We start from the raw sequence: 22,961 nt of genomic DNA, 5'->3' as shown, positions 1-22,961 counted from the left end.
CACCGGTCGGTCACAATGACCCCCATGCCGTTTTTCGAAGGATCACGAGGCCGAGTGCACTATCGGACGTGGCCGGCTCCCGAACCGCTGGGCACCCTGGTGTTTCTGCACGGTCGGGGTCAGCACAGCGGGAACTACCACCGGTTCGCGTCGTTGATGGTCGCGCGTGGGTTGTCCGTCTGGGCGCTCGATCACATCGGCCACGGCCTGACCGAGGGCGAGGTGGACGAGAACGCCGACCACCGCGAAGTCGAGTCGTATCTCTCCGACATCGGTTCCGACGCGCGCACGCTGGTCGAACTGACCGGCGACCCGACGCCGTCGATCATGGGCCACTCGCTCGGCACGGCCGCGGCGGTGCGGGCGCTGGCTGCAGGAACGACGGTCAAGAACGCCGCTCTCATCGCCCTGCCACCGATGCTCGTCTCGCCGGAGATGCTCCGCGCCGCGGCGACGTCGCCGACCATCGCGATGCACGGCGTCGACGATCGCATTGCGCCCATCGGCGCAGTTCGGGAACTCGTCGCCGCGTCCGAGGTGGCGATCCCGCTGCACGAGTACGCCGACACCGGCCACGATCTACTGCACGAGAAGGTGCACCGCGCCGTCACCGACGACGCGGCCGATCACCTGCTCAGCTGACGATGATGGTGACGGTGTGCCAGCCGGTCGAGCCACCCGGGATGGGCGGCGTGCGCTCCTCGGTCTGCGTGTCGCCGTTCTGATCGGTCGCGCGCACACGGACGCTGTGGTTGCCCGCGGTCGCCTCCCAGTCCAGGAACCACTGACGCCAGGTGTCCACGGAGTACTGCTCGGCCAGCGTCGCCAGTTCCCAGTCGCCGCCGTCGATGCTCACCTCGACGCGCTCGATGCCGCGCGTCTGTGCCCAGGCGGTTCCGGCGATGCGGACGGGGCCGGGGGACACCGGTGAGAAGGCCGCGGGAACGTCGATGCGCGACGCGGTCTTGAGGTCGGTGCGGGCGCCCCAACCGCGCTCCGTCCAGTACGCCTCGACCTGGTCGAAGCGGGTCAGCTCCCAGTCCACGACCCACTTGGTGGCAGAGACGTAGCCGTACAGGCCGGGCACGACCTGGCGCACGGGGTATCCGTGTTCGAGGGGGAGGGGCTCTCCGTTCATCGAGATCGCGAGGATGGCGTCGCGGCCGTCGGTGAGGTCGGCGACCGGGGTGCCGATGGTCATGCCGTCGATACTCGTCGACAGCAGCATGTCGGAGTCGGCCTGCACGCCCACCTCGGCCAGGAGGTCCGCGATGGGGAAGCCGACCCAGGTGGCGTTGCCGGCCAGCGGTCCACCGACCTCGTTGGAGACGCAGGTCAGGGTGATCACGCGCTCGATCGGGGTGCGCGCCATCAGATCGTCCCAGGACAGGGTGATCTCGCGATCGACCATGCCGTGGATCCGCAATTGCCACTCGTCGGTGGTCAGCTGTGGGACCTGCAAGGCGGTGTCGATGCGGTAGAAGTCGTTGTTGGGGGTGGTGAACGGCGTCGCACCCTCGACCCCGATGTCCGTGCCCGCCGGGATCGGCGCGGCCCTGTTCTCGCCGGAGACGCCGGGGATCCGGAAGTTGGCCATGTCGTCGGCGATACCCGCGACACGATCGCCGAGGTAGCGACCCGCGGCACCGGCCGCGACGGCCACCGCGGCGGCGGCACCGGCGAGGACGAAGAACTGACGACGCGGCATGGCACCGTCGGGCTCGTTCGCCGGGACCACGAGGAAGCGAGTGAGAAGCCGCAGCACCACGACACCGGCCACGACGCCGACCACCGTGGGAACGATGTCGATCACATCCGAGGTGGGGCGCGCGAGTACGGCGTAGACGCCCACGGCGCCGAGCAGAACGAGGATCAGCGACCCCACGGGCCGCTTCGGACGTTCGAGGAGTCCGGCCACCGCGGCCAGGATCACGATGAGCACCGACATCCCCACGAAGAGGGCGATCTTGTCGTTGGTGCCGAAGGTGTCGATGGCGAACTCGCGGGCGAACGCGGGCGTGCGGTCCACCGTGGTCGATCCGACCGCGATGAACGGGGACGACGCGGACGAGAACGCGAGCGACAGCAGTTCACCGATGCCGAGCACCACGCCGGCCGCGATGATTCCGCTGAGCATCCGCGCGAAGGGATGGACACGTCGCCTGGACGTGTCGCCCTCGGGTGCCGGATGCGCGCTCGTTGTGGTCATGTCCAGTATTCGCCACCGCAGGCGTGTCGGCTTGCTACCCGGTCGGTTGTTGTGCTGAACGCACGATGCGCGCCCGTGAGGAGATCTCACGAACGCGCATCGTTGTGCTCGAGGTCGACTGCCTACTTGCTGTAGATCCCGGCGACGTCGTCCTTGTGGGACTCCATGATGACGTTGCGCTTGAGCTTCATCGTCGGGGTGAGCTCACCGGACTCGATGGAGAAGTCCGTGGTGAGAATCGTGTACTTCTTGATCTGCTCCGCACTCGACACCTTGGTGTTGGCGTTGGCCACGGCCGCGTCGAGTTCGGCGACCAGATCGGGGTTGGTGGTCAACTTGCTCACCGGGGTGTCGGTGGGGAGATCGTGGCGCTCGAGCCAGCCGGGCAGCGCCTCCGGGTCCAGGGTGATCAGCGCACCGATGAACGGCTTGGCGTCGCCCACGACCAGGCACTGGGAGACCAGCGCGTGGGCCCGGATGGAGTCCTCGAGACCGGCCGGTGCGACGTTCTTGCCGCCTGCGGTGACGATGATCTCCTTCTTGCGGCCGGTGATCGAGACGAAGCCGTCCTTGTCGATCGAGCCGAGGTCACCGGTGTGGAACCACCCGTCGATGATGGATTCGGCCGTGGCCTTCTCGTTGTGCCAGTACCCGCTGAAGACCACGGGACCCTTCACCAGAAGCTCGCCGTCGTCGCCGAGCTTGACCGAGCATCCCTCGATGGGGCGGCCGACGGTACCGATGCGCTGGTTCTCCGTGGTGTTGACGGTGATGGCCGCGCTGGTCTCGGTCAGGCCGTAGCCCTCGAAGACCGGCACGCCGATGCCGCGGAAGAAGTGACCGAGCCGTGCGCCGAGCGGAGCACCGCCGGCGACGGCGCGGTCGCACTTACCACCGAGGGCGGCGCGAAGCTTGGAGTACACGAGCTTGTCGAAGAGGGCGTGCTTGGCCTTGAGAACCAGGCCGGCGCCGCCGGTGTCCTGTGCCTTGCTCCACTCGATGGCCACGTCGGCCGCCTGATCGAAGATCTTGCCCTTGCCGCCGTCGTGCGCCTTCTGCTTGGCCGAGTTGTAGACCTTCTCGAAGACGCGGGGCACGGAGAGGATGAAGTCCGGCTGGAACTGCGAGAACTGATCGACGAGGGTCGTGACGTCGGAGGTGTGCGCAACGGTCACCTTCGACTCGAACGAGCCGAACGAGATTGCTCGGGCGAACACGTGGGCCATCGGCAGGAACATCAGGGTCCGCTTGCCCTCGCTCATCGCGTCGTGCAGGGCGACCTGGGTGGCCTTGACCTCGGCGTAGAAATTGGCGTGGGTGAGCTGGACGCCCTTGGGGCGGCCCGTGGTTCCCGACGTGTAGATCAGGGTGGCCGGCGAATCGGCCTTGACCTGAGTGCGTCGGGAATGCAGGTCCGCGTCGGAGACGCTCGCACCGCGGGTGGTGAGCTCGTCGAGCGCGCCGTGGTCGATGACGAGGGTCTCGCGCAGATCGGCGGCCGACTCGGTGACGTCCTTCATCTTCTCCTGATGATCGGACGTCTCCAGGACGAGGATCTTCGTCGCCGAGTCCTCGAGGATCCACTGGGCCTGATCGGCGGCCGAGGTCTCGTAGATCGATACGGTGCATCCGCCGGCGGTCCAGATGGCGTAGTCGAGGACGACCCACTCGTAGCGGGTGCTCGAGAGAATGGCGACGCGGTCGCCGAGTTCCACGCCCGACGCCATCAGGCCCTTGGCGACGCCGGCGACTTCCTCGGCGAAGGCGCGGGCGGTGACGTTTTTCCAGCTGTCACCCGACCGGCGCTGGAACGGGACGAAATCGGGGCTTTCCTCCACGTACCGGAAGACCGTGGCGGCCATCGAGGCGTCCTCGGGAATCGTGTAGGAAGCGGGGACGGAGTATTCGCGCACTGTTGGAACCTTCCAGTTGCAGCTATTTTCCTGTGTATTGGATCACATCAACTGCGGATGTGGTGTTCGAGGTCGAGTATCCGCTTTGTCCGCTTCGTGCGGGCGGTCTTCGCGATCTCGATTCGACGTCGATCACCGGGTACGGTCGGCGCCCCACCTCGACTAGACTGTGGTGTATATGACTGCCTCCGACACTGGTCAGAACTCCGCTGTCTCGCACTCACCCGCGGAGAACCAGACACCCGACGCTTCCGCCGAACCCGCCACGTTCGCCGATCTCGGCATCGACGAGCGGGTGCTGAAGGCACTTTCCGACGTGGGATACGAGACCCCGTCGCCCATCCAGGCCGCCACGATCCCGCCGCTGATGGCCGGGAACGACGTCGTGGGCCTCGCGCAGACCGGCACCGGCAAGACGGCCGCGTTCGCCGTGCCGATCCTCTCGCGACTCGACGTGACCAACCGGACCCCGCAGGCCCTGGTTCTCGCACCGACCCGTGAGCTCGCGCTGCAGGTGGCCGAGGCCTTCGGCAAGTACGCCACCCACATCCCGGGTCTGCACATCCTGCCGATCTACGGTGGCCAGGCGTACGGCGTGCAGCTCTCGGGCCTGCGCCGCGGCGCACAGATCATCGTCGGTACGCCCGGCCGCGTGATCGACCACCTGGAGAAGGGCACGCTGGACCTCTCGCACCTCGAGTACCTGGTGCTCGACGAGGCGGACGAGATGCTCAAGATGGGGTTCCAGGAGGACGTCGAGCGCATCCTCGCCGACACCCCGGAATACAAGCAGGTGGCGCTGTTCTCGGCGACCATGCCGGCGACCATCCGCAAGATCTCCAAGCAGTACATGCACGATCCGGTGGAGATCACCGTCAAGACCACCACCTCGACGGCGCCGAACATCACCCAGCGGTACGTCCAGGTGGCGCACCAGCGCAAGCTCGACGCGCTGACCCGCATCTTCGAGGTCGAGGACTTCGAGGCGATGATCATGTTCGTCCGCACCAAGCAGGCCACCGAGGACCTCGCCGAGAAACTCCGGGCACGGGGATACTCCGCAGCCGCGATCAACGGCGACATCGTGCAGGCTCAACGCGAGCGGACCATCGGTCAGCTCAAGAGCGGCGCGCTCGACATTCTCGTCGCGACGGACGTCGCGGCGCGCGGTCTGGACGTGGACCGCATCTCGCACGTCATCAACTACGACATCCCGCACGACACCGAGTCGTACGTGCACCGCATCGGCCGCACCGGTCGCGCGGGCCGGGCCGGTCAGGCGTTGCTGTTCGTCGCACCGCGGGAACGGCATCTGCTCAAGGCGATCGAGAAGGCCACGCGCCAGCCGATCACCGAAATGCAGTTGCCCAGCGTCGAGGACGTCAACGCCCAGCGCGTGTCGAAGTTCGCCGATTCCATCACCGAGTCGCTGTCCTCGCCGTCGCTGCATCTGTTCCGTCGGCTCATCGAGGACTACGAGCGCGAGCACGACGTGCCGCTCGCCGACATCGCGGCAGCGCTCGCGACGCAGTCCCGCGACGGCGACGCCTTTCTCATGTCGCCCGATCCGCCGCCCCCGCCGCCGCGCGAGAGGGCCGCTCCGCGCGATCGGCCGGAGCGCAAGTTCGACGACCGGGATGCGGCGCCGCGCAAGAGCCGTAAGGGCGATCAGGACCTCGCGATGTATCGGATCAGCGTCGGTAAGCGGCACAAGGTGGCCCCCGGCGCCATCGTGGGAGCCATTGCCAACGAAGGCGGTCTGCGTCGAAGCGACTTCGGGCACATCAGCATTCGCGCGGACTACAGCCTCGTCGAGCTGCCGGCCGATCTCGCGGACGAGACGCTCGAGGCGCTGCGGCGCACGCGGATCAGCGGCGTGCTGATCCAACTGCAACCGGACCACGGACCCCGGCACGGGGGCCGCAAGGGCTGACGCGGTAGCTTATCGACAATTGTTGTCGATAAGCCTGGAGGTCTGCCGTGAAGGTCCGTGCGTCGCTGAAGTCGTTGGTCGCCCAACCCGGGGCACAGGTGGTGCGTCGCCGCGGGCGCATGTACGTGATCAACAAGAAGAACCCGCGGTTCAAGGGGCGGCAGGGCTGACGGGACCGGCCGCTCAGGCGTTCTCGCGCGCCGTCGGGTGAGCCGGGGTGTCGATGCCGGGAGTCCCACGCCCGCGCAGCGACGCCCCGGCGGTCTCGGCCACGAACTTCAGCGCGATCAGGCCGACCACGCAGGCGCCCATCATGTAGAACGCGGGCACCAGATCGTTGCCCGTCTGCTCCACCAACCACTCGTTCGCCGCCGGCGCCGTACCGCCGAACAGCGACGTCGAGACGTTGTAGGCGATGGCGAATCCGGCGAATCGCACGTGCGTCGGGAACATGGCCGGGAACGTCGCGGAGATCGTCGACAGCTGCAGGACGTACAGAAGTCCCAGCACGGTGAACGCGACGATCGCCCAGCCGAAGTTGACCGTCATCAGCATGTACATCGGGATGGCGAAGACGAACAGCCCGAGCATCGACACCAGCCAGAGCGGCTTGCGACCGATCCGGTCCGACAGCGCGCCGGCGAAGGGGATGACGACCATCATCGCGAGCTGACCGATGACCACGAGGAACAGCGACGACGTCGCGGTGAGGCCGATGCGGTTCTCCAGGTAGGTCGGCATGTAGCTGAGCAGCGTGTAGTTCGTGACGTTGAGCGCGACCACGAGGCCCATGAGGACGACGATCGGGCGCCAGTACTGCGTGATCAGGTCACGGAACTGGGTGCCGGTGTCCCTCTCGACTTCCTCGGCCTTCTCCAGTTCGCGGAACACCGGGGTGTCCTCGAGCTTCGAGCGCAGGTAGAGCCCGATCAACGCCATCGGACCGGCGACGAAGAACGGAAGACGCCACCCCCACGTGTCCATGAAGGCGTCCGTCGACAGCAGATCGACCGCGAGCACCACCAGTGCACCGAGCGAGAATCCACCGAGCGTGCCGAACTCGAGGAAGCTGCCGTAGAAGCCGCGCTTCTTGTCCGGGGAGTACTCGGCCATGAACGTCGCCGCTCCGCCGTACTCACCGCCCGTGGAGAAGCCCTGGATCATGCGCAGGACCACCAGGATGACCGGCGCCCAGAAGCCGATCGAGGCGTAACTCGGAATCAGGCCGATGAGGAACGTGGCCGTTCCCATGATGACGATCGTCAGCGCGAGAACCTGCTTGCGCCCGAGCCGGTCGCCGAGCGGCCCCCACACCAGACCACCGAGCGGGCGGACGAGGAACGACACCGCGAAGATGCCGAGGGTCAACAGCGTCGCGGACTCGAGATCCTCGGGAAAGAAGGCGTTCGCGATGTACGTGGCGGTGTAGGCGTAGACGCCGTAGTCGAACCACTCGGTCGCGTTGCCCATGGCGGAGGCGGCGATGGCGCGCTTGACCACTCCGGGGGGCGCGTCCGACGGGTGGTCGGCTGTACCGGTGTGCGAAGTGCTCACGTTCGGTCTCCTCGGGGTGTCTCACGGCGAACATCACCATTGGCGGACGGAAGCAACCTTCCGGGTCTACCGAACCGTGACCCACCACGCCGAACCGGAAATCGGACATCGGTTTGTTCGTTATCGCTTCGTGACCCCGTAAGGACCCCGATCCGGGCGATACCCCACAAATCGGACTTTTTCCCGTTACGGCGCCAACCTGCGGTCCGTGACCCCCTCTCACTTCCCCGGAAAGTGCCATCATGACGGCACGAGGTGTCGATCGACGTTCGACGCCGACGGCGCGGAAGGGAGCGCCCCGCGGTGCTGTACTCCCGCGTGTCCGGCCGGTTCCTCCTGGTGACCGTCGCTGCCCTGGCGGCCTCGCTTCTCGCGCTGGCCTGGACCTCCGGAGTTCAACGCATCGTCGTCACGACGGTCCTCGCGACGCTCTGGGTGGTGCTGGTCGCAGCGGGCATCCGTCGCAACACCCCGTCTCGCGTGGAGTCCTGGCGTTACCTCGTCGGTGCCGGCGGCGCGTTCGGGACGGGGCTGGCGCTCCGCGAGGTGCCGGGTTCGTACGTCGGGTCGGTCGTGCCGGAGCTGGCGATCTCGCTGGGATACGTGCTCGTGGTCGTCGGCCTGGTGAAGTGGTCGTCGCAGGACGGTTCGCCGCCCAACACGATCGCCGTCCTCGACACGGTTCTGGTGACGCTCGGCATGCTGTTCGTCTCGTGGGTCCTGCTGGTCGCACCCGCACTCGAACGGACGGACGACCTCGCTTCGCTGGCCTTCAACGGGCTGTATCCGGCGATCGACGCCGGTCTGCTCACCATGGCGTACTTCGGTCTGCTGTCCCGGCGCCGGAGCAACCCTGCGCTCGCGATGCTGGTGATCGGTCTCGCCGCGATTCTCGTCGGAGACCTGATCATCGCCGTGGCCACGGTCCGCGGTGCGGTGGTGCCCACGGGCGCGGTCGAGGCGGCGTACGTCACGGCCTTCGTGGCGGTCGCCGCGGCTGCTCAGCATCCGTCGATGTCCCGAGTGGGTGGACCCGGCACCGGCGCGACGCGGGAGAGCAGCCGACATCGCATGACCGTCCTGGTCGTGCTGGTGGCGATCTGCGCGGCGTTGCCGCTGGTGGGGGATTCCGTGGGATCCGTCGACATCGTGGTGCGATCGGGTTTTCTCTCCGTGATTCTGGTGGGAATGTTCGTCCGAGGAGAGCTTGCGCTGAGCCGGGCACGGCGGAGCGAGACCAAGGCTCGTCACGACGCCACCCACGACGCGTTGACGGGGCTACCGGATCGGTCCGCGCTGCCCGGCGTCTTCCGTCGGCTGCGTTCGCACACGAACACCCCCGTCACGGTGCTCTTCGCCGACTTCGACAACTTCAAGGCCGTCAACGATTCCTACGGACACCGCGCCGGCGACGAGCTCATCCGCCAGGCGGCCCGTCGCATCCGGGCCACGGTGGCGCCGCCGGGAACGGTGGTGCGCTACGCGGGCGACGAATTCATGGTGATCACGCGATCCACTCGCTCCGCCGCGGAGAGGTTGGCGAAACGGGTGTCCGCGTCGTTCGCGGAACCGTTCGAGCTGGGCGTCGCCTCGGTGTACCTGACGGTGTCGGTGGGAATCGCGAGCTCCGACGGGCCCGTCGTTGCCGACGATCTGATCCGCGAGGCGGATTCGGCGATGTACTTCGCGAAGTCACAGGGCGCCGGCACCCACGCGTTCTTCGACGAATCACTGCGCACGGCCGCGACGTCCGCGCTCGAACTCGGCTCCGCGCTGCGGGGCGCCATGCGTCGCGGCGACCTGTCGGTGCACTACCAGCCGATCGTGGCGGTCGACGACCACACACCCGTGGTCTTCGAGGCGCTGCTGCGGTGGACGCACGACGGTGTACCGATTGCTCCCGACGTGTTCATCCCCGTCGCCGAGTCGACGAATCTCATCTCCGAGATCGGCACCCGGGTGCTCGACACCGCACTGGCCGACCTGGTGCGTCTCCGCGCGGACGGGCGGCCCGACGCGCGGATGTCGGTGAACCTGTCCGTGCTCCAACTGCGCGACGAGCGGTTCCCGGACGTGGTGGCCGACCTGCTCGCCCGGCACGGGCTCCAGGGCGACAGCCTCGGCCTCGAGGTCACCGAGAGTGCGCTGATCGCCGATCCCGCGGTGACGCAGCGTGTGCTGCTGCGGCTCGCGGACCAGGGAGTCCAGCTGGTGCTCGACGATTTCGGAATCGGTCACTCGTCGCTCGGTCGCCTTCGAGATCTGCCCATCTCGGTGCTCAAGATCGACAAGTCCTTCATCGGCGCCATCACCACCGACGCCACCGCGGTGTCCTTGGTGACCGCCATCGCCGCGATGGCCAACGCACTGGAGGTGCACGTGGTCGCGGAGGGGGTCGAGACGCCGGGGCAGGCGGCGATCGTCGAACGGCTGGGCATCGGGTTCGCCCAGGGGTACCTGTTCGGTCGGCCCGCGCCGATCGAGGACCATCTCGGCGTCAGCGAAGCGGCCCACGGCGACGCGGTCGTACCGGAATCGAGTTCACCGTCCGCACGGTCCACTCGGAACCGTCGTGCTGCAGCATCGACACCCCCGCGTTCGCGATCCGAGGCGCAGGAAACCCGGTGACGGTCTCGAGGATCGCGCGGATGATGCCGCCGTGCGCGACGGCGAGGATCGATTCGCCGGGGTGATCGTGGGCGAGGCGATCGAGACGATCCCGGCCGCGCGCCGCGAGTTCCTCGATGCTCTCCGCACCGGGGAAGCGGCCGTCCGGCCAGTAGACGCCGGCCTCCCATCCGCTCATGCCCTCGGCGTGCCCGAAGTGGCGTTCGGCCAGGTCGTCGTAGTCGGCGGTGCGGTGCATCCCCACGACGTGGCCGATGATGTCCGCCGTCTCCGTCGCTCGTGACAGCGGCGAGCTGACCAACCGGTCCCACGACGCGGTGGCCAGGTTCACCGCAGCCCGACGGGCCTGCGCGCGCCCGACGTCGTTGAGCGGGATGTCCGACGAACCCTGCAGGCGACCGACGATGTTCCAGTCGGTCTCGCCGTGCCGCACCAACGCGATGCTCGTCGTCGCGTCGGGCTCGGTTTTTGTCATGGTGGCCTCGAGAATATCGGTTCCCCGACCCATGTCGCGGGCAGGTTACCGAGGAGTACGGTCACCTGTAGAGCTATTGCGTACTGGAAAGGTCTCCGATGAATCTGGCACTGACCGACGAGGAAGCTGCGTTCCGCGACGAGATGCGAACGTTCTTCCGCACCGAGATCCCCGAGGACATCCGCGAGCGGAACGCGTCCGGCGAAGAACTCGCCCGCGAGGACATGATCACCACCCTGCAGATCCTGAACAAGCACGGCATGGCCAGCCCGCACTGGCCGGTCGAGTGGGGCGGCAAGGACTGGACGCCGATGCAGCACCACATCTGGCTGGACGAGCTGCAGCTCGCCTCCGTTCCCGAGCCGCTCGCGTTCAACATCTCGATGGTCGGCCCGGTCATCGCGACGTTCGGTTCCGAGGAGCAGAAGCAGAAGTTCCTTCCGCCGACGCAGAACCTCGACATCTGGTGGTGCCAGGGCTTCTCCGAGCCCGAGGCCGGATCCGACCTCGCGTCGCTGCGCACCACGGCGATCCGTGACGGCGACGAGTACGTCCTCAACGGACAGAAGACCTGGACCACGCTCGGGCAGTACGCCGACTGGATCTTCGTCCTCGCCCGCACCAATCCCGACGCCCCCAAGAAGCAGGCCGGGATCTCCTTCATCCTCGTGGACCTGAAGACGCCCGGCATCACCGTGCGCCCGATCAAACTGATCGACGGTGGCCACGAGGTCAACGAGGTCTGGTTCGAGGACGTCCGCGTCCCCGTCGAGAACCTCGTCGGCGAGGAGAACGCCGGCTGGACCTACGCGAAGTTCCTCCTCAGCAACGAGCGCACCGGCATCACCCGCCTGGGCTTCACCAAGACCAAGCTGGCGCAGGCCAAGGCGCGGGCGGCCGAGACCAAGGTCGGCTCCGGAACGTTGCTGGACGATCCGGTGTTCGCGGCTCGCTTCGCCGAGATCGAGAACCAGGTCCTCGCGCTGGAGATGACGCAGCTGCGCATCGTCTCCAGTTACGTTGCGGGCAAGGAGAACCCGGCGTCGTCCGTGCTCAAGCTGCGCGGCAGCGAGCTTCAGCAGCTCGCCACCGAGATCCTCGCCGACGTCGCCGGACCGGACTCCCTGCCGTTCTCGGCGGGCGAGGATTCGCCGTCCCCGGTGTGGGCGCAGCGGGCCACGCCGCAGTACCTGAACTTCCGCAAGACGTCCATCTACGGCGGCTCGAACGAGGTGCAGCGCACCATCATCGCGTCCGGCATCCTCGGCCTCTAGGAGCTACTGACATGCAATTCGAACTGGACGAAGAACAGAAGTTGCTGCGCGACACCGTTCGTGAGGTGCTCTCGCGCAGTTACGACAACGAGAAGCGCAAGGCGGCCGTGGACAGCGAGCGCGGCTGGAGCGATTCGGTGTGGAAGCAGTTCGCCGAGCTCGGTCTCCTCGGTCTGAGCTTCTCCGAGGACGACGGCGGCATGGACGCCGGTCCGGTGGAGACCTTCGCCGTGATGACGGAGATCGGTCGCCGGTTGGCTCCGGAGCCGCTCCTCGACGCCGTGCTGATCCCCGGCGGTCTCATCACCGCGGTCGGTTCCACCGAGCAGCGTCAGCGCGTGTTGCCGCAGGTCGCCGAGGGTCAGACCCTACTGGCGTTCGCCCACGCCGAACCCGGCGTTCGCTGGCCCGCGGTCGAGATCACCACCACCGCCACCGACAACGGCGGGTCCTGGTCGCTCTCGGGCACCAAGAACCCGGTGCTGCACGGTGACTGCGCCGACCACTTCGTCGTCAGTGCGGCGTTGCCGGCCGGCGGCGTCGGCCTGTTCCTCGTCGACGCGGACGCCGACGGTCTCACCCGCTCCACCTACCGCACGCACGACGGTCTGCGCGGCGCGACGCTCGTGCTGAGCGACGTCGCCGCCGAGCCCCTCGGTGACGGCGGGGATGCGTCGGAGGCCATCGTGGCGTCGGACGTGCGTGCGCAGGCCGCCCTGGCCGCCGAGGCACTGGGCGCCATGGAGGAGTCGCTGCGGTTGACCACGGATTACCTGAAGCAGCGCAAGCAGTTCGGGGTGCCGCTGGCCAAGTTCCAGGCCCTGACGTTCCGTGCCGCGGACATGTACATCCAGCTCGAGCTGGCCCGCAGCATGGCGCTGTACGCCACCATGTCGCTGGCGGACGGCTCCGTGGACCCGATCGTGGCGTCGCGCACCAAGCTGCAGATCGGCCGCTCGGCCCGCCTGGTCGGCCAGGAGTCGATCCAGCTGCACGGCGGCATCGGTGTGACCGATGAGTACCCGGTCGGCCACTACTTCAGCCGCCTCACCGCCATCGAGCACACGCTCGGCGGCGTCGACGATCACCTGCGGATCGTCACCGGCGCACTGAAGGATCACGACATGTTGGGCGTCACCTAGGCCGCTTCCGCTTCTGCCGCACCCCTTCTGCTCGTTCGCACGCGTGTTGCCTTGCGATCGAGCGGGAGGGGTGCGGTCGTGTGTGGTGGGCCTGGTGTGTGGGGCCTGCGCAGGCTGCACACAACCATGGCCGAGAGGGCCGAATGTGCCGACATGGGCATGGTTGTGTGCAGCTGGTGCACCAATCTCAGACCCGCGATCGACGCACCCGCAGCGCCACGGTTCCCGCCAGCACCGCCACAGCGGCGATCGCCGCGACCCACCCGACGGTCGTGTTGACCAGTTCGCCCGACAGGCGCCCCTGCGCCACCCAGCCCAGGCCCCACGTCAACGAGAGCGCCTGGGCGATGCGTCCCGCCGACACCGCCGCGAGGAACAGCCCGACGCTCGCGGCCACCGCGAGGACGACGATCGCCCACACCGTCGACACCGAGGTGAATCCGACTCCCGGCTCCGTGCCGACCTTGCCGACGCCCATATCTGCGAGCCAGGCGCTGATGTTCACCGCGGTCGCGATGGTCACCCATCCGAGGTACAGGCCCATCGTGCCGTCGGTGACCACGGCGTCGACCTTCCCGGTCGGGACGGAGCGGATCAGCAACGCGAACACCAGGGCCAGGCTCGCGAGCAGCAGGGCGATCACCACGACGCTCGCGAACACGGAACCGAACTGGACGACGAGGATCCACGCGGCGTTGAGGATCATGGTCGCGGCGATGGGTCGCCGGAGCCGACGCTGCCGCTCGGATCGCTGCTGTGAGGGCAGTGCCTGCCAGACGGCGTACGCGAGCAATCCGGCGTAGACGACGGACCAGATCGAGAAGGCCGGGCCGGCCGGTGCGACGTACGTGGCCGTGGCGCTGAGTGCTCCGCCGGCGGTTTCCGCGATGGGCGTGCCCACCACGGCGCCGGACCCCAGGAATCCGCCGAGGACGGCGACGATCGCGCTGACGATCACCAGAACGACGCCACCGCGGTCGGGTCGCACGGTGGTGGACGAGTCGAGGGTTCCTGCAGTCATGTCCTGTGTCCTTTGGTGCGGCCGTTGTGTGTGTGGCGACGGGATGCCCGTGCGGGCGTGAGGGTAAACAAACTTCGAGTCGGGTCCTGAACTAGTTCCGGCGGTCCGCCTGAACCACTCGTGAATTAATGGTTTTACGGTACGAATCAATGTTGGTACAGAATGGCGCGTTTATGCGGTAAAGGCGCAGTTGGGAGCGGCTTTCGATGCTCATCGGGTGCGTCGGAGGGGTCGGCACCGCTCGAGTCTCGATGATCAGGGCCAACTTTCGAGCCATCCGACCGAGTGGTGGCTCCGAATAAAGGGCGTAACGGTGGGTAAGCCATTTGCGAAAGAATGGTCGGGGGATCGGGAATCACACCGCGAACCACAACACGATGATGGAGACCACCATGAACAAGACCACCAAGGGCGCACTCGCTGCGGGCGCCGCCGGACTTCTCCTCCTGGGCGGGGCCGGCTCGTTCGCTCTGTGGAGCGACGGCGAGGACGTCGCCGGCGGCACGATCACGGCGGGCAACCTCGACATCTCCCCGGTCGCGGCAGGGTCCTGGACCGACGTGTCACCGGGTCCGCAGAATTCCGGCGCCATCGCCGACATCACTCAGTTCCGCATGGTTCCGGGCGACGTCCTCGAGTACACGGCGTCGTACCTGGTCACGGCCGACGGAGACAACCTCCAGGCCGTCCTCGAGGCGGACGCGTCCAGCGTGACGTACTCCGGCGAACTGAATGGCACGCTCGTCCCGGTGACGGTCGTCGCGAGCACGGGTGGAGAGCCGTTGGACGGCAACATCATCACCGAGGACCAGGACGGAACTGTCGTCGACGTCCTCGCGCGGGTCACGTTCGATGCGAGTACCCCCAACCAGGTCGGCACCGAAGACACGGTGAACCTGTCCGGGTTTCGCATCAACCTGTCGCAGCAAGCCCGCACCTGACGCTCCATTCTGTATCACGATGATCGACCGTCGATGACGAGGTGAATTCTGTTGTCCCGCAGGGTGTGGTTCGCGGCAGCCGCGATGGCTGCCGCCACGCTGGCGTTCGGCTCCGTGCAGACCACCGGCGCCCTGTGGAGCGACAGTGAGACCGTTGCGGGTGGGACCATCAGAACGGGCTCGCTGTCGTTGTCGACGGGCACAGGGGCCGGCACCGCGTTCACGTTCGACGCGTTGTCGCGCAACCCGGTGACCGTCGGGCAGGCAACGCAGGCGCCGCTGACCATCACCAACACCGGCACCACACCTCTGCAGTTTCGGTTGGCGGCCGCCGGTCCCGCCGTGCAACCACCCGGCGGCGGGACCGTCACCGTGACCTTGGCCGGCGCCACGGTGACGGGGCCGGCGGAGTGCACCGCGTCAACCGGCATGGGATCGGCGTTCACGACGCTCTCGGCAACCGCGCCGGGCACGACGGTGGCGGGAACGCCGCAGCGACTCGATCCGGGGCGGAGTCAGACCTGGTGTATCAGGTCTATTCTCACCGCGGCGCCGTCGTCGTCGGTCACCTACCGTCACCTGTTCTCCTTCGCGGCCGAGCAGGTGCGATGACCGCCACCGAGACCGCCGACGATCAGAGCACGGGTGTGTTCTGGTGGGTCAGCCGGATTCTGTCCCTGCTTCTGCTCTTCGTGATGACGGCCGGATTGCTGGCCGCTGTCGTCGTGCCGAAACTGGCCGGGGCGCAGCCCTATACGATCCTCACGCAGTCCATGGAACCCAACTACCCACCGGGGACGCTCGTCATCGTGCGACCCGGTGACTCGTACGGTGTCGGCGAGGCCATCACGTATCAGATCCGCTCGGGTGATCCCGAGGTGGTCACCCACCGCATCATTTCCACCGGTGTGGGCCGGGACGGTGAGCGCGTCTTCGTCACGCAGGGAGACAACAACCCGCAACCCGACGACGGCAACGTCCAGCCTGGACAGATCCGCGGCGCCGTCTGGTACCACATTCCCTACCTCGGCTATGTCAACAACTGGCTGACCGGCACCAACCGGACGGTCGTCGTCGGCATCGCCGCCGGGTCTCTCTTTCTGTACGCCGCAGTGCAATTCGTCCTGGCCGCGCGTGGACGCTCGACGGGGAGGCACGCCGGATGACCGTGATACTGACCGCGCTCCGCAGCGTACGGCTGCGTGCGCTCCTCGCGCTCGGCATGGTGCTGGGCCTCGGAACCGTCGGCACCCTCGCCGCCTGGTCGGCCACCACCACGACCACATCGGGCACGTTCGTCACCGGAACCGTCGACATTACGGTGAACAACGCGCAGGGCAACCCCACTCCTTTCGTTCTCACGATGCCCACCGGGACTCTGCTGCCCGGGGGATCCACGGCCGTTCTGGTGACGGTGCGCAACGCAGGAAGCCTCGCCGTCGACTACACGACGGCATCGGCCATCACGGGAGCGCTCGGAACCAACGTGAGCGTCGCCAGTCGCGCCGGCGCTGGAGTGGCCGTCACCGGATCCACCTGCGCCGGCGCCGCGACCGGCGTGATCGGGTCGACCCGGACCCTCGCGGTGAACGCGGCCGACGTCCTCTGCATGCAGTTCACCCTCGCCCCCACCGCGCCGAACACAGCGCAGGGGCAGACGGGCACCGCCACGTTCACGTTCACCGCGACGGGAGTGCCCAGTGCCGGATAACTCCACGGAGTACTCGGAGGATCGAAAGCCCGTGCCCGACGCGGCGAGGAAGCCCCGTCGGGGCCTCGACATCGCGCTCTCGGTGGGCGCCGTCGTCGGCACCCTCTGCATCGTGTTCGCGCTGTTCGCCACCCTGTTCTCGTTGACTCCGTTGGTGTTCCGCTCCGGATCCATGGAACCGGCCATCCCCACCGGGTCGTTGGCGCTCGCCCGTGACGTTCCCGCCGCCGAGATCGCCGAGGGCGACGTGCTGAGCGTCCTGCGCACGGACGGCTCGCGCATCACTCACCGCGTCGAGCAGGTGGACGGGGTCTTCGGCGAAACTGCCGTGCTGATCATGAAGGGCGACGCCAACGCCGCCGCCGACCCCGATCCCTACATCGTGGCCGACGCCTCGCGGGTCATCGGCCACGTTCCGTACGCGGGTTATGCAGCATCGTGGCTGTCGACGCCTTACGCCTGGGTGGTGGGCGGCGGACTCGCACTGGCGCTGCTGTACCTGGTGTTCCGGCCCGATAAGTTGAGCGCTCCCCGCGGTCCGGCACCGGTCGGACGGCACCGCGCCGTGCCCGCCGCTGCGGTTGCTCTGGTCGCGATCGTCGTCGTGCCGGGCTTCGGCGGGACCGAGTCGACCCTGGCACAACAGGGCGACAGCGCGCAGGCGAGCGGAACGGTCACCGCCGCAACCCTGCTGCCACCCGCGACGTTCCGCTGTGACAACGCCGGTACCAATACGGTCCGCTTCACCTTCCCTCGACGCACCGCCACCGGCGTGACCTTCGGCTATCGCATCGGTGTGCGCGGTGGATCCAGCACGGACATCACACCGACCACGGACCCCGTCACGTTCGAGATGAGCCGTGGATTTCTCGGTGGGCTTCTGACGTCGGGGACCCGTCAGGTCGACCTGTTCACCACCCTGGGGTCCTGGACATCCCCTACGGCGATCACGCAAGTGATCAACTATCCAGCACTGAACGGACTGCGGTGCGTCACCAACGGCAGCGTCGTCTCGCTGGGAGGTGCACCGGCTGCCCGGTCCTTCGGCGCCTTCTCCGCACCGGCTCCGAACGCGCTGAACGCCCCCGAGACCGTTCTGACACAGCCCGCGCCGACCACGTCTGCGGCCCCCACCAGCGAAGCCCCCGGAAGCACCGCCCCGAGCGCGTCGTCCAGCAGCCCGACCCCGAGCAGCTCGGCCCCCAGCAGCCCGCCCCCATCCACCACGACACCACCACCCCCGCCCACCACGACCACCGCCCCACCCCCGCCCACCACGACCACCGCCCCACCCCCGCCGGCGAGCGCGTTCGTCGCCGACGGAGGTTCTACGACGAGCGGAGGCAACACGGCCGCGGTCAGCGGCGGAACGCTGACGCTCACGGATGCCGAGGGCACCGTCCTGACCACCCGTCCGGTGACCACGAGCGCTCGCTACGGAACCGGCGTCGTCTTCTCGTCGACCGGTGACCTGTACGTGCTGACCGACAGCGGTGTCACCCGCATCGTGATCGCGGGCGGTACGGCAACGGCATCCGCCGCTGCGGTCGACTCGCTCCCGGCGGACATCCGCGCGCTGCTCTGACCCCGGCGCGCACCCGTGCGCCATGATCCGATTTCGTCCCGAATCTGCGGGAACCCGCGAATTGCGAGCGTTTCCGGATCATGGTGCACGGGCACCCGTCCGATGAGCCCGAACCAAGCCGGGCCGAGCAACCAGAGGAGTTCCCGTGGACCACCGAGGTGTCCTGACCGACGCGTTCGAGCGCATCGCCGAGACCGCCCGCGCGGCGTTGGACGGAATCGACGCCCGAGCCCTCACCCATCGCATCGACCCGCAGGCCAACACCATCGCCTGGCTGATCTGGCATGCGGCGCGGGTGCAGGACGATCACGTCGCGGGCGTCGCCGGCTCCGAGCAGGTCTACACCGCGAGCGGATGGAACGAGAAGTTCGCACTTCCCTTCGACGACGCGGACATCGGGTACGGACAGTCGTCCGACGACGTCGCGGCGGTCACCTCCGACGCCGAGACCCTGCTCGGCTACCTCGACGCGGTGACCGCCCGCACCACCGAGTACCTCGGCACGGTGACGTCCGAGGACCTCGATCGCGTGGTCGACGAGAACTGGGACCCGCCCGTCACCCTCGCGGTCCGACTGGTGAGCGTGGTGTCGGACGACCTGCAACACGTGGGCCAGGCGGCGTTCGTGCGGGGAATCGTCGACAGGGCCTGACCGCATCGAGCAACAACTGTCGCACCCCTGTGCCACAGTGCCGGTCATGAGCAGATCCCCCCGTTGGCCGGACTCCTGGCCCGCCGAGGCGACGACCATCGCCGATGCCACGGTCCGAGGCGTCAACGCCCTCGTCGACCAGGACCCCGATGCGGTGGACGAGGCGGTCGGTATGGCCCTCGACGTTCCCCAGTCCAGGGTCGACATCGTCCACGCAGCGGTGGTGCGGGACCTGCTCGAGCAGACCTATCCCGCCGAGGTCACGGGGGACGATCTCCGCACCGTGGTGCAGACCGCCGTCGTCGCGCACGGCGGCTGGCTTCCGGAGCTCGATCTCTCGGTACTGGTCACGGTGCTGCTCGGTGCACTCGGCATGGATTCGGCACCGGCGGCCACCGACAGCCAGGACCCGGACGACGTCCCCGAGCCGGTACGTCCACCGCGCGCCGCTCTCGTTCGGCACGGGTTTCTCGCGATCGCCGCGCTGTGCGCGCTCGCCGACAGCGACGAGATCGCGTCCGTGCGCGCCGCGGTCGACGAGATCCAGCGCGCGGAAACCATCGAGATGCCCTGATCAGCGATTTCTCGCCCTGCGGGTGATCGCGAGCAGCGGTAGCGTCAGCGCCCATGCGCGAGATTCTCACCTGGGACCTGTTCGACACGGCCATGCGTGAGTTGGCGACGACGGTGGTGGACGGCGGCTTCGCCCCGGACATCGTGATCGCGGTCGCGCGCGGTGGTCTCATGCCGGCCGGCGCGCTGTCCTACGCCATGGGTGTGAAGGCGGCGGGAACCCTCAACGTCGAGTTCTACACCGACGTGGAGGAGACCCTTCCGGATCCGGTCGTGCTCGCCCCGATGCTCGACACCGACGCCATCGTCGGCAAGAAGGTGCTCGTGGTGGACGACGTCGCGGACTCCGGACGCACCCTCGCCCTCGTCGTCGACCTACTCGGGCAGCACGCCTCCGAAGTCCGGTCCGCCGTCATCTACACCAAGCCCACCACCATCGTGACGCCCGATTACTCGTGGCGGGAGACCGACCGCTGGATCAACTTTCCGTGGTCGGCCCGCCCCGCGCTCACCGGCGGCGTCCGCGACGCCTGACCGGCAGCTCACGCGATAGCTGCTCGAGCATCGGCACCTCAGGAACCGATGTCGATGAGCACCTTCCCGGTGACCCCGGACTCGACGGCGGCGTGCGCATCGGCCGTGTCGTCGAGGGAGTAGCGGATCAACCGCAACCCGGCCGCCTCGCCCACGGGCAGCGCACCGGCGGCCACCGCCGCGTTCACGTCGGCCTTCGCTGCCTCGAGTGCATCCGTGCCCACGGTGTAGAGCAACACGAACTGGTAGCGGATGTTGCCGACCATGCTGGGCCGGACGTCGATGCTCATGGTGTCACCGCCGTTGTTGGCGTAGATGGCGACGGACGCGCGCGGTGCGGCCACGGCGACATCGAGCTCGGCGTTCTGCGCCGGCGCGACCTCGACGATCAGATCGACTCCGTCCGACGCGATCGATCGGATGCGCTCGGCCGCGTTCTCGGTGCGGTAGTTCACCACGTGATGCGCACCGGCCGCGGTGGCCAGCGCCCCCTTCTCTTCGCTGCTGACGGTGGTGATCACGGTCGCGCCCGACCACGCCGCGAGCTGGATCGCCGCGTGCCCCACGGCCCCGGCGCCGCCGGCCACCAGCACGGTCTTCCCGGTCAGCGCACCGGGGTGCAACCGGCTGGGTCCGTCCTCGGCGACCGTGAGCGCGCGATGGGCGGTCACGGCCGGGACGCCGAGGGATGCACCCAGGTCGAAGTCGGCGTTCTCCGGAAGCACGGCCACGCGGTCGGCGGGGACGGTGGTGAACTCCTGCGCCGTACCGGTGGGCCGCTGGTGCTGAGCGAGCATCAACCACACGCGGTCGCCCACGCCGATGCCCGCGACCTCGGGTCCGACCGCGTCGACCACGCCCGCGCCGTCCTGCCCGGGAACCACCTCGTCGAACGGCGGCTTCTCGCCGGGTCCGCCGCCGGTGCGCGACTTCCAGTCGGTGGGATTGACGCCCGCGACGACGATGCGCACTCGGACCTCGCCCGCGGCGGGCTCGGTGGGTTCGCGCTCGACCGCGGTCAGGACGGAGGGAGTGCCGGTCTCGGTGTAGACGATTGCCTTCATGGAGGGGTGCAACGCGGGCACCCGGTCCCGATGTTCCGTGTTCACTTGACCGAGGGGCCCGCGTGCAATGAACTGAGCGAGTGCACGAGACACCCCACGGGACCTTCACCAGGCGCGGCTTCCTCCGCACCACCACCATCGTCGCGGGAGTGTCCGTCGCGGCCTCCCTGCCCGGCCACGCGAGCGCAGATCCGTCGGCGGTGTTCCGGCACGGCGTGGCCTCCGGAGACCCCCTGCCCGACGCGGTGATCCTGTGGACCCGCGTCACCCCCGCGCCCGACGCACTCCCCGGTTCCGGGGTCGGTCCCGATACTCCCGTCACCTGGACCGTCGCGCGCGACGCCGCGCTCACGGACGTCGTGCGCAGCGGCACCGTCACGGCGTCGAGCGCGCAGGACCACACGGTCAAGATCGACGCCGACGGTCTCGCACCCGCCACCACCTACTTCTATCGGTTCACCGCCGCGGGACAGTCGTCTCCGGTGGGCACCACGCGCACCGCCCCGGCCGCCGACGCCGACGTGCAGCGGCTGCGATTCGGCGTCGTGTCCTGCTCCAACTGGGAGTCGGGCTACTTCTCCGCGTACCGCCACCTCGCCGCCCGGCCGGACCTCGACGCGATCATCCACCTCGGCGACTACATCTACGAGTACGAGACGGGCGGCTTCACCGGCAAGAACGGTGTGGTGCGCGTACACGATCCCGTGCACGAGATCGTGAGCCTCGCCGACTACCGAATCCGTCACGCGCAGTACAAGACCGATCCGGATCTGCAGGCGGCGCACCGCGGCGTGCCGTGGATCTGCACGTGGGACGACCACGAGTCCGCCAACGACGCGTACGACACCGGCGCCGAGAACCACCAGCCGGACACCGAGGGGGACTGGGCGACGCGCAAGGCCGTCTCCGTCCAGGCGTACTACGAGTGGATGCCGGTCCGTGCCGCGGGAACGGCGAACAACCGTCACCTCTACCGCCGCCTGCGGTTCGGCAATCTGATGGAGCTGTCGATGCTCGATCTGCGCACCTACCGCACGCAGCAGGTACTCCCGTTCCAGGGCGCCGCCGTCGATTCCCCGGATCGCACCATCACCGGCGCGGCGCAGATGGCGTGGCTGACGGAGTCGCTGAACAACTCGCCCACGCAGTGGCGCATCGTCGGCAACCCGGTGATGATCACGCCCACGCTGATCCCGCCGCTCGACCCGGAGACGACGCGGGGAGTCACCGAGCTTCTCGGTCTGCCTGCAGCGGGCGTGTCGTACAACGCCGACCCGTGGGACGGCTACACCGCCGACCGCGCGCGTTTGCTGAACTCCCTGAAGGACAACGGCACCACCAACACCGTGTTCATCACCGGCGACATCCACTCGTCCTGGGCGTGCGACATCCCCGTCGACGCGGCGAACTATCCCGCCGCCGGCACCGTCGCGACGGAGTTGGTGGTCACCTCGGTCTCGTCGGCGAACATCGACGATTTCCTCCGGGTGCCCGAGCACACCGTGGGCCGCGTCGCCGAGTCCGCGTTCCAGGGCCTCAACCACCACGTGAAGTACGTCGACCTCGACACTCACGGCTTCGGGGTCTTCGAGGTGTCCACGACGGGTGCGCAGATGGACCACTGGTACCTCACGGCGAAGGAGGATCCGGCGTCGGCGACGTACTTCGGGGTCGCGTACCGCGTCGAGGACGGAACGCAGCGGGTGACCCCGGCAGCGCCCCTGAGCTGAGGGTGATCGGCCGACGCGCCGG

At 68.1% G+C, this 22,961-nt stretch carries 20 protein-coding genes and 1 pseudogene; 15 read left to right on the top strand and 6 right to left on the bottom strand.

Annotated features, from left to right (window positions below):
* Window positions 1–24 precede the first annotated feature (24 nt).
* Window positions 25–642, top strand: coding sequence for an alpha/beta hydrolase (locus ACY466_RS16795; protein WP_463246748.1), 618 nt, complete (start codon window positions 25–27; stop codon window positions 640–642).
* Here ACY466_RS16795 and ACY466_RS16790 read toward each other — a convergent pair.
* Window positions 635–2,209, bottom strand: coding sequence for a molybdopterin-dependent oxidoreductase (locus ACY466_RS16790; RefSeq protein ID WP_463246746.1), 1,575 nt, complete (start codon window positions 2,207–2,209; stop codon window positions 635–637). The genes ACY466_RS16795 and ACY466_RS16790 overlap by 8 nt on opposite strands.
* 122 nt (window positions 2,210–2,331) lie before the next feature.
* Window positions 2,332–4,122, bottom strand: a complete 1,791-nt coding sequence (locus ACY466_RS16785) for an AMP-dependent synthetase/ligase (protein ID WP_463246745.1) — start codon at window positions 4,120–4,122, stop codon at window positions 2,332–2,334.
* Between the two features lie 178 nt (window positions 4,123–4,300).
* Here ACY466_RS16785 and ACY466_RS16780 point away from each other — a divergent pair, with 178 nt between their 5' ends.
* Together ACY466_RS16780 and ykgO are read left to right on the top strand one after the other, a co-directional pair.
* Window positions 4,301–6,055, top strand: coding sequence for a DEAD/DEAH box helicase (locus tag ACY466_RS16780; RefSeq protein WP_463246744.1), 1,755 nt, complete (start codon window positions 4,301–4,303; stop codon window positions 6,053–6,055).
* Window positions 6,056–6,102: 47 nt separating this feature from the next.
* Window positions 6,103–6,225 carry a type B 50S ribosomal protein L36 gene (gene ykgO, locus ACY466_RS16775; RefSeq protein ID WP_463246742.1) on the top strand — a complete coding sequence of 41 codons (123 nt, stop codon included), beginning with the start codon at window positions 6,103–6,105 and terminating at the stop codon, window positions 6,223–6,225.
* Between the two features lie 13 nt (window positions 6,226–6,238).
* Here ykgO and ACY466_RS16770 read toward each other — a convergent pair whose 3' ends face one another.
* Window positions 6,239–7,525: an MFS transporter gene (locus ACY466_RS16770; protein WP_463252333.1), complete on the bottom strand. Its 1,287-nt coding sequence runs from the start codon at window positions 7,523–7,525 to the stop codon at window positions 6,239–6,241.
* Window positions 7,526–8,308: 783 nt separating this feature from the next.
* On the opposite strand from ACY466_RS16770, the pseudogene ACY466_RS16765 reads away from it, so the two are divergent.
* Window positions 8,309–10,069 (top strand): annotated as a pseudogene (locus tag ACY466_RS16765) (putative bifunctional diguanylate cyclase/phosphodiesterase); the annotation flags it as partial.
* Window positions 10,070–10,106: 37 nt separating this feature from the next.
* Here the strand turns inward: ACY466_RS16765 and ACY466_RS16760 are convergent.
* Window positions 10,107–10,712: a histidine phosphatase family protein gene (locus tag ACY466_RS16760; protein WP_463246741.1), complete on the bottom strand. Its 606-nt coding sequence runs from the start codon at window positions 10,710–10,712 to the stop codon at window positions 10,107–10,109.
* Between the two features lie 98 nt (window positions 10,713–10,810).
* Between ACY466_RS16760 and ACY466_RS16755 the strand changes: the two genes are divergently transcribed.
* Window positions 10,811–11,986: an acyl-CoA dehydrogenase family protein gene (locus ACY466_RS16755; RefSeq protein WP_463246739.1), complete on the top strand. Its 1,176-nt coding sequence runs from the start codon at window positions 10,811–10,813 to the stop codon at window positions 11,984–11,986.
* An 11-nt stretch (window positions 11,987–11,997) separates the two neighbouring features.
* A complete protein-coding gene (locus ACY466_RS16750) occupies window positions 11,998–13,128 on the top strand; it encodes an acyl-CoA dehydrogenase family protein (RefSeq protein WP_463246738.1) in 1,131 nt (376 codons plus the stop codon).
* A gap of 187 nt (window positions 13,129–13,315) precedes the next feature.
* On the opposite strand, the gene ACY466_RS16745 is transcribed toward ACY466_RS16750, so the two are convergent.
* Window positions 13,316–14,149, bottom strand: a complete 834-nt coding sequence (locus tag ACY466_RS16745; protein ID WP_463246737.1) for a tryptophan-rich sensory protein — start codon at window positions 14,147–14,149, stop codon at window positions 13,316–13,318.
* 392 nt (window positions 14,150–14,541) lie between these two features.
* Here ACY466_RS16745 and ACY466_RS16740 point away from each other — a divergent pair, with 392 nt between their 5' ends.
* The 8 genes from ACY466_RS16740 to ACY466_RS16705 all read left to right on the top strand — a co-directional run bounded on the left by ACY466_RS16740 (window position 14,542) and on the right by ACY466_RS16705 (window position 20,145).
* A complete protein-coding gene (locus tag ACY466_RS16740) occupies window positions 14,542–15,090 on the top strand; it encodes an alternate-type signal peptide domain-containing protein (protein ID WP_463246735.1) in 549 nt (182 codons plus the stop codon).
* Between the two features lie 51 nt (window positions 15,091–15,141).
* On the top strand, window positions 15,142–15,702 hold the full coding sequence (locus ACY466_RS16735; RefSeq protein WP_463246734.1) for a hypothetical protein: 561 nt from the start codon (window positions 15,142–15,144) through the stop codon (window positions 15,700–15,702).
* On the top strand, window positions 15,699–16,256 hold the full coding sequence (locus tag ACY466_RS16730; RefSeq protein ID WP_463246733.1) for a signal peptidase I: 558 nt from the start codon (window positions 15,699–15,701) through the stop codon (window positions 16,254–16,256). The genes ACY466_RS16735 and ACY466_RS16730 overlap by 4 nt, the downstream gene beginning before the upstream one ends.
* The gene (locus ACY466_RS16725; protein ID WP_463246731.1) at window positions 16,253–16,801 is read left to right on the top strand and encodes a SipW-dependent-type signal peptide-containing protein; all 549 of its coding nucleotides are present in this window, start codon (window positions 16,253–16,255) and stop codon (window positions 16,799–16,801) included. The genes ACY466_RS16730 and ACY466_RS16725 overlap by 4 nt, the downstream gene beginning before the upstream one ends.
* Window positions 16,802–16,832: 31 nt before the next feature.
* Window positions 16,833–18,386, top strand: a complete 1,554-nt coding sequence (locus ACY466_RS16720) for a signal peptidase I (protein ID WP_463246730.1) — start codon at window positions 16,833–16,835, stop codon at window positions 18,384–18,386.
* 145 nt (window positions 18,387–18,531) lie between these two features.
* A complete protein-coding gene (locus ACY466_RS16715) occupies window positions 18,532–19,038 on the top strand; it encodes a mycothiol transferase (RefSeq protein ID WP_463246728.1) in 507 nt (168 codons plus the stop codon).
* 46 nt (window positions 19,039–19,084) lie between these two features.
* Window positions 19,085–19,612, top strand: a complete 528-nt coding sequence (locus ACY466_RS16710; RefSeq protein ID WP_463246726.1) for a hypothetical protein — start codon at window positions 19,085–19,087, stop codon at window positions 19,610–19,612.
* A 53-nt stretch (window positions 19,613–19,665) separates the two neighbouring features.
* Window positions 19,666–20,145, top strand: coding sequence for a phosphoribosyltransferase (locus ACY466_RS16705; RefSeq protein WP_463246724.1), 480 nt, complete (start codon window positions 19,666–19,668; stop codon window positions 20,143–20,145).
* A 38-nt stretch (window positions 20,146–20,183) separates the two neighbouring features.
* On the opposite strand, the gene ACY466_RS16700 is transcribed toward ACY466_RS16705, so the two are convergent.
* On the bottom strand, window positions 20,184–21,209 hold the full coding sequence (locus tag ACY466_RS16700; RefSeq protein ID WP_463246722.1) for an NADPH:quinone reductase: 1,026 nt from the start codon (window positions 21,207–21,209) through the stop codon (window positions 20,184–20,186).
* An 80-nt stretch (window positions 21,210–21,289) separates the two neighbouring features.
* Here ACY466_RS16700 and ACY466_RS16695 point away from each other — a divergent pair, with 80 nt between their 5' ends.
* A complete protein-coding gene (locus ACY466_RS16695; RefSeq protein ID WP_463246720.1) occupies window positions 21,290–22,939 on the top strand; it encodes an alkaline phosphatase D family protein in 1,650 nt (549 codons plus the stop codon).
* The last annotated feature ends 22 nt before the right edge of the window (window positions 22,940–22,961 follow it).

Source organism: Rhodococcus sp. K11/5, assembly GCF_055193735.1.
Note: the sequence above shows the minus strand (reverse complement) of the source record. Positions and strands in the feature narration are given on the sequence as shown.